This window comes from Acidovorax sp. SRB_24 (assembly GCF_012931925.1).
The window spans coordinates 41,673-48,168 of the sequence record NZ_MWOM01000029.1 but is presented as its reverse complement, the minus strand read 5'-3'; the positions used below and the strand labels follow the sequence as shown (position 1 = coordinate 48,168).

6 protein-coding genes are annotated in these 6,496 nt (G+C 65.0%); all 6 read right to left on the bottom strand.

Annotated elements, in window-relative coordinates:
• Window positions 1-185: 185 nt before the first annotated feature.
• The 6 genes from B2J89_RS11910 to B2J89_RS11885 all read right to left on the bottom strand — a co-directional run bounded on the left by B2J89_RS11910 (window position 186) and on the right by B2J89_RS11885 (window position 6,484).
• Complete coding sequence (locus tag B2J89_RS11910; protein WP_169169300.1) at window positions 186-1,067, bottom strand: SAM-dependent methyltransferase; 882 nt, start codon at window positions 1,065-1,067, stop codon at window positions 186-188.
• Window positions 1,064-1,684: a DUF1415 domain-containing protein gene (locus B2J89_RS11905; RefSeq protein ID WP_169169299.1), complete on the bottom strand. Its 621-nt coding sequence runs from the start codon at window positions 1,682-1,684 to the stop codon at window positions 1,064-1,066. Before B2J89_RS11905 ends, B2J89_RS11910 begins: the two co-directional genes overlap by 4 nt.
• A 75-nt stretch (window positions 1,685-1,759) precedes the next feature.
• The gene (locus B2J89_RS11900; RefSeq protein WP_169169304.1) at window positions 1,760-2,926 is read right to left on the bottom strand and encodes a deoxyguanosinetriphosphate triphosphohydrolase; all 1,167 of its coding nucleotides are present in this window, start codon (window positions 2,924-2,926) and stop codon (window positions 1,760-1,762) included.
• A 57-nt stretch (window positions 2,927-2,983) separates the two neighbouring features.
• A complete protein-coding gene (gene aroB / locus B2J89_RS11895; protein ID WP_169169298.1) occupies window positions 2,984-4,186 on the bottom strand; it encodes a 3-dehydroquinate synthase in 1,203 nt (400 codons plus the stop codon).
• A gap of 113 nt (window positions 4,187-4,299) precedes the next feature.
• Window positions 4,300-4,878: a shikimate kinase gene (locus tag B2J89_RS11890; RefSeq protein ID WP_205763798.1), complete on the bottom strand. Its 579-nt coding sequence runs from the start codon at window positions 4,876-4,878 to the stop codon at window positions 4,300-4,302.
• Window positions 4,879-4,888: 10 nt separating this feature from the next.
• Window positions 4,889-6,484: an Ig-like domain-containing protein gene (locus tag B2J89_RS11885; protein ID WP_205763797.1), complete on the bottom strand. Its 1,596-nt coding sequence runs from the start codon at window positions 6,482-6,484 to the stop codon at window positions 4,889-4,891.
• Window positions 6,485-6,496: the final 12 nt, after the last annotated feature.

Genomic DNA, 6,496 nt, shown 5'->3' with positions numbered 1-6,496 from the left:
GACTTTCTTTCGGCGAAGCGAAAGAAAGTTACTGCGCCGCCGGGCGCACATCCCGGCCAGCAGCCCCCAGCAAAAAGCGCAGCGATAGAGTCAAAGCGAACTTAAACAAGATAGCAACCAGCGCTTACCCAGCAAGCACTTGAGGCCAAAAAGCCAAAAACCGTCTAATGCCGCCGCACCGGTCTTCACACCACCGCAGACACCGGCTCCAGCCCAAAGCGCGCACCCAGCGCCTGCTCCAGCCCGAACTCGGCCAGGATGGCACGCAGGCGCTCGGCCGCGCTGCGCTTTTTCTGGCCGGTGTAGCGCGCAATAATCAGCTCGTTCTTCATGCTGTGCTCCCAGCCCACCAGCTCGGTCACCGTCACCTGGTAGCCGCTGGCCTCCAGGTGCAGGCAGCGCAGCACATTGGTGATCTGGCTGCCCAGCTCGCGCGTGTGCAGTGGGTGGCGCCAGAGCTCGGCCAGCGGCGTGCGCGCCAGCTGCAGCGCCTTGCCTTGGCGCAGGCAAGCGGCCACCTCGGCCTGGCAGCAGGGCACGATGACCATGGCGCGCGCCTGCTTTTGCAAGCCGAAGGCGATGGCGTCGTCGGTCGCGGTGTCGCAGGCGTGCAGCGCGGTCACGATGTCGATGCGCTCGGGCAGCTCGGCGGCGCCGGTCGATGCGGCCACCGACAGGTTCAGGAACGACATGCGTCCAAACCCCAGCCGCTGCGCCAACGCGCGCGATTTGTCGACCAGCTCGGCGCGCGTCTCGATGCCGTAGATATGGCCGCGCCCCAGCGCCTTGAAGTACAGGTCGTAGAGGATGAAGCCCAGGTAGGACTTGCCCGCGCCATGGTCGGCCAGCGTGGGCGCGTGGCCATCCTGTGACAGCTCCTGCAGCAGCGGCTCGATGAACTGGAACAGGTGGTAGACCTGCTTGAGCTTGCGCCGCGAATCCTGGTTCAGGCGGCCCTCGCGCGTGAGGATGTGCAGCTCCTGGAGCAGCTCCAGCGACTGGCCGGGGCGCAGTTCGGACAGGTCCGGCGCCGCTCCTTTGGCGGCGGCCTTGTGGGCGGGCTTCATGCGCCGTCCTTCGCCGGCGCATGCGCCACCGGGCAGCGCGCGCCCACGTCCAGGGCCTGCCAACCCTCCATACCGAGCTTTTCCAGCACTTCGATGTTGCGCTCGAAAATGGCTTCCGCCTCGGGGAAGGCCTCGACCGCGCGGTCGATGCTGTCTTCGCGCAGCAGGTGCAGCGTGGGGTACGGCGCGCGGTTGGTGCAGTTGGTCACGTCGTCCGGCTCGGTGCCGGCGAACTGGAACTGCGGATGGAACGAGGCGACCTGCAGGATGCCGCCCAGGTCCATGGCGTCGATCAGTTCATCGACGACTTCGAGGAAGTCGTTGAAGTCGAGAAAATCACCGAGGCAGGCGGGCGCCATTAGCAGCGTGGTGTCGCGCTGGTCGGGCGCAATCTCGGCCAAGGCCTCCAGTTCGCGCTGCAAATCTTGCAGCAGCCCGCGCCCGTCGGTGGCGGCGCTCACCACGTAATGGATCTGCTCCTTGGTGTGCACGCCCTTGGCGAACGGGCACAGGTTGAGCGCGATCACCGCACGCTCCAGCCAGCGCACCGTGTCTTGCACCACGGTGTCGGAATCAAAGGATGCGGCCGGCAACGGGGCGGCGGAAGGCGTGGACATGCAATGGGTCTGAAGAGGAAAAGGGCCCGATTTTACCGGCCGCGCTCCCCAGGCCCGCCTTGCAGCGCGATGCCCTCAGCCCAGCAGGCGCTGTCCGGTCAGGCGCTCGTGCTCGCGCGCGGCATAGCGGTCGGTCATGCCGGCGATGAAGTCGGCCACGGTGCGCGCGCAGCCGTCGGGCCCCGCCGCCGCACGCGCGGCAAAGCGGGGCTTCATCTGCTGCGGCTGCGCCAGATAGAGCGCAAACAGCTCGCGCACGACCTGGCGCGCCTTGTCCGTCATCGCCACCACCTGCGGGTGGCGGTACAGGTTCTGGAACAGAAAGCGCTTGAGCTCCTGCGACTGCCCCCGCATGCCGGCGCTGAAGCCCACCAGGGCCGGCGCGGCGCGCACGGCGTCGACATCGCCCGGCCGGGCCTGCGCCAGCGCGGCCTGGGTGGCGTCGATCACGTCGTAGACCTGGGCGCTCAGCATGCGCCGGATGGATTCGTAGAGCAGGCGCCTCTGGCCCGCCGCAGCCCCCAGGTCCGGGTACTGCGCCTCGGCCTCGGCGCGGTAGCGGTCGAACAGCGGCACCTCGCGCAGCTGCGCGAGCGTGATCAGGCCCGAGCGCACGCCGTCGTCGATGTCGTGGGCGTTGTAGGCGATCTCGTCGGCCAGGTTGCACAGCTGCGCTTCGAGGCTGGGCTGCTGGCGCCGCAAGAAGCGCTGCCCCACGCCGCCGGGCTCGGCCGCCTCCAGCTGCTCGGCGTGCCGGCGCGAGCAGTGCTTGAGGATGCCCTCGCGCGTCTCGAACGTGAGGTTCAGGCCATCGAACTGCGGGTAGCGCTCTTCCAGCGCATCGACCACGCGCAGGCTTTGCAGGTTGTGCTCGAAGCCGCCCTGCCCGGCCATGCAGGCGTTCAAGGCGTCCTGCCCGGCATGGCCGAACGGCGTGTGGCCGAGGTCGTGTGCCAGCGCAATGGCCTCGACCAGGTCTTCGTTGATGCGCAGCGAGCGCGCCACCGAGCGCCCCAGCTGCGCCACTTCCAGCGAATGCGTGAGCCGCGTGCGGAACATGTCGCCCTCGTGGTTCAAGAACACCTGGGTCTTGTAGACCAGGCGCCGGAAGGCCGACGAGTGCACGATGCGGTCGCGGTCGCGCTGGTAATCGGTGCGCGTGGGCGCAGCGGGCTCGGGGTGGCGGCGCCCGCGCGTCAGCGCCGGGTCGCAGGCATAACGCGCCAAAGCAGGGTTTTCGATCAAATCGGCCTCTAGCGCTTTACCAGCAAGCGCTGGCAGCTATCAATTTATAAATGGTCAAGCGGCGCAGCAGGCGTCGATCACCGCGCGCACCAGCGCGTCGGGCGCGGCGCGCACGGCAGCGCGCCCCGGCCCGTCGATCAGCACAAAGCGGATTTCGCCGGCTTCGGACTTCTTGTCCACGCGCATCAGCTCCAGGTAGCGGCCGGCGTTGTCGGCAGCATCGAGCACCGCCCCGCGCAGCGGCAGGCCGGCACGCTGCACCAGCGCCTTCAGGCGCGCGGCAAAGGCCTCGTCCACCAGGCCGAGGTGGTGCGAGAGCTCGGCCGCCATCACCATGCCCGCACCCACGCCCTCGCCATGCAGCCAGGCGCCATAGCCCATGCCGGCCTCGATGGCATGGCCGAAGGTGTGGCCAAAGTTCAGGATGGCGCGCAGTCCGGCCTCGCGCTCGTCCTGCCCCACCACCGCGGCCTTGATCTCGCAGCTGCGCCGCACCGCATGCGCCAGCACCGTGCGCTCGCGCGCCAGCAGCGCGTCCATGTGGTCTTCGAGCCAGCCCATGAAGTCCATGTCGGCAATCGGCCCATACTTGATGATTTCTGCCAGCCCGGCGCTCAGCTCGCGCGCCGGCAGGGTGTCGAGCGTGGCCAGGTCGCAGACCACCAGCAGGGGCTGGTAGAACGCGCCGACCATGTTCTTTCCCAGCGGGTGGTTGATGGCCGTCTTACCACCCACCGACGAGTCGACCTGCGCCAGCAGCGTGGTCGGCACCTGCACAAAGGGCACGCCGCGCATGTAGCTCGCGGCGGCAAAGCCCGTCATGTCGCCGACCACGCCGCCGCCCAGCGCAAACAGCACGGTCTTGCGGTCGCAGCCGTTGGCCAGCAGCGCATCGAAGATCAGGTTCAGGGTCTGCCAGTTTTTGTGCTCCTCGCCGTCGGGCAGCGCCACCACATGCACCTGCGCGTATTTCGGCGTCAGTGCCGCGCGCAAGGCCTCGGCATAGAGCGGCGCCACCGTGGTGTTGGTGACGATGAGGGCGGCGGCGGCCTGGGGCAGCGCCGCGTAGGTGGCGGGGTCCCCCAGCAGGCCGGCGCCCACCACGATGGGGTAGCTGCGCTCGCCCAGGTCAATGGCGACGGTTTGCACACCCGTGGCCAGAGATGAGACCGGCAGAAAGGCGGGCGAAAACAGCGGCGCGGATGCGGCGCCTTCGCACTGCAGTGCGGGATTCGGGGAAGTGAGGGCAGTGGACATGGTGGGGCAAGTTTAGGGCAGGCGCGGCACTGGTCTGGCTGCACGCTCTGCGCGATAAAGCGCGTCAAAAGATTGCGGGACCGCCACGGGCGGGCAGGCCCAGCGGGCCAAGGTCACTGGCGGGGCACTGCGCCGCCCGGCCCACCCGCCCGCTGCCGCGGAAGCGCATCCGCCAACTCCAGCTGCATCACGACCATGTTCACCAGCGTGGCCACCGAGGGACGCCCGGTTTCAATGACGAAGTGGGCGGTTTCGCGGTAGAGCGGGTCGCGTTGCGCGTAGAGGCCGCGCAGGCGCCCGAGCGGGTCGTCGACCTGAAGCAACGGGCGCGTCGTGTCATGGCGCAGGCGCCGGTAGATGTCCTCGGGCAAGGCATGCAGGTACACCACGTGGCCGCGCTCGCGCAAGTGCGCGCGGTTGGCTGCGCGCAAGACCGCCCCGCCGCCCGTAGACAAAACCGCCGGCGTGGTGCCGGCGGTCAGTTCATCGAGCGAGGCTTCTTCGATAGCGCGAAAGGCCTCCTCGCCCTCGCGCTCAAAAAACTCCCGGATCGGGCACCCGATGCGGTGCTCGATCACGTGGTCGGAGTCGATGCACGCCACCCCCAACCGCCGGGCGAGATGCCGCCCGATGGTGGATTTTCCAGAGCCTGGGAGGCCAACGAGGACAACGCTGCTCACATTTTCACGCAAGAAGGGACCCTTAATTGGGCGTATTGCAGCCGTTCATACCATAGGGAGGTGTCAAGAATGAACCGTTCTTGTCATCGCCCTCGATGAAATCCGTTCGGTAGAGCTTCTCGACTACCCCTTCTGAACCGGCCACGCTGGTGGTGACTTTCACGGCATAGAAGAGCCAAGTCGCCACATTCATGGGGTATTCGACCTGGATGGTTGCACGGCCATTTGTCCCGGTTGTTTTTGCGCCTACATAAGACAAGACCACGTCGGCCTTTCGGGGGGATAGCACGCCATTGCCGTCGGCATCCTCACCGGCATCCAAGAAGCCATTGCGATTGATGTCCTCGTTCGAGCACAGGGAGCGTGGGCCGGCATACGGGCCCTTTCCATAAACACGCAGATCCACGCTTGCAGAAATTTGTGCATTGGGAACCGCGTTGCCTGCGGCATCCGCAACCGCAATGTCAAACTTCTTGATGTATGTAAGGTTATCCGCACCTCTGGCCAGCTCATTGTTATCACCCAAAGTGATGGAAAGCGGCTGGCTCGCAACAGTCATGGTTGCAGTTCTGAAATTTGGACAGGCACCGTTTGCGATCTCTGCATCGGTCATGCCATAGCAGACACGAATACGAACACCATCCGTTGGGCTGGATCGCGTTCCGGCAATATAGTCGGCCAAAGCTTGACCGTTGGCGTCGCTATACACCGTTGCAGCGCCTGTGGAAATCACTTCACCGCTGCCCAGCCCCGGCGGAACGATCTCGAATCGGGCGCGTACATTCTGAATAGCTTGGTTGGACGCGTTCTGAAAAACCGCCCTCAGGCCCGCCCGACTCGTGGTAGAGCCTGTCCCATTGGGCGCGATGGTGTTCGGCGTGATGGCCAAGCTGGCTGCACTGATCACTCCCGTGGCGTTGGGAATGCCGGTGCCTCCAGGGAGCAGAACCTGAACATCTTGGCGAACCGTCACACCAGACGCAGCGGCTTCAACCGAATAAGTTCCTGGAGTGCCAGGCACAGCCTGCAATTGCACCGAAGCATTGCCACTGCTATCGGTATTCAAACTCTGGGAGAAACCCAGTGTTCCCCCCAACTTGATAGGCGTCTGTGCGATACCAGACCCATTGACATCGGTCACTTTGATGGACAATGTCGCAGCCCCGCCCGGAAGAGGCGTGGCAGGAACCAAAGACAAGCCAACTTGGCTGCCTGTCACAGGAATAATTGCCGTTGCGGTTTGGCCTCCCATTTTCATTACCGCAGTGATTTCTCGATTGGCTTTGCTCCCCCCCACTGAGATCTTCCCAGACGCCTGACCCGTAGCGTCAGAAACCGCCACCAACGGCGTATAGACGCCGGAATTCACAGAAACCGTCAGAACGGAATTTGCTACCGGGTTGTTATTGGCGTCCAGAGCAGTGACAATTAACACTGCTTCATCCGCACCTGAGTTATTCAATGCATTCTTATCGAGACGATAAACAATGCTTGCAACGTTGGGTGAAACTGTCCCTCCTCCAGGCTTAGAGCCTGACTCACCCCCACCTCCACCGCACGCCACCAAGGCCAAAGACAGGCCCAATCCAAAAAGTTGCGTTATTTTTCTCATTTTCACCTCATACACCAA

Excerpts from the sequence above, each read along its gene's own strand:
- B2J89_RS11910 (WP_169169300.1), bottom strand. The coding sequence starts at position 1,067 with ATGAAGCCCGCCCACAAGGCCGCCGCCAAAGGAGCGGCGCCGGACCTG.
- B2J89_RS11905 (WP_169169299.1), bottom strand. The coding sequence starts at position 1,684 with ATGTCCACGCCTTCCGCCGCCCCGTTGCCGGCCGCATCCTTTGATTCC.
- aroB (WP_169169298.1), bottom strand. The coding sequence starts at position 4,186 with ATGTCCACTGCCCTCACTTCCCCGAATCCCGCACTGCAGTGCGAAGGC.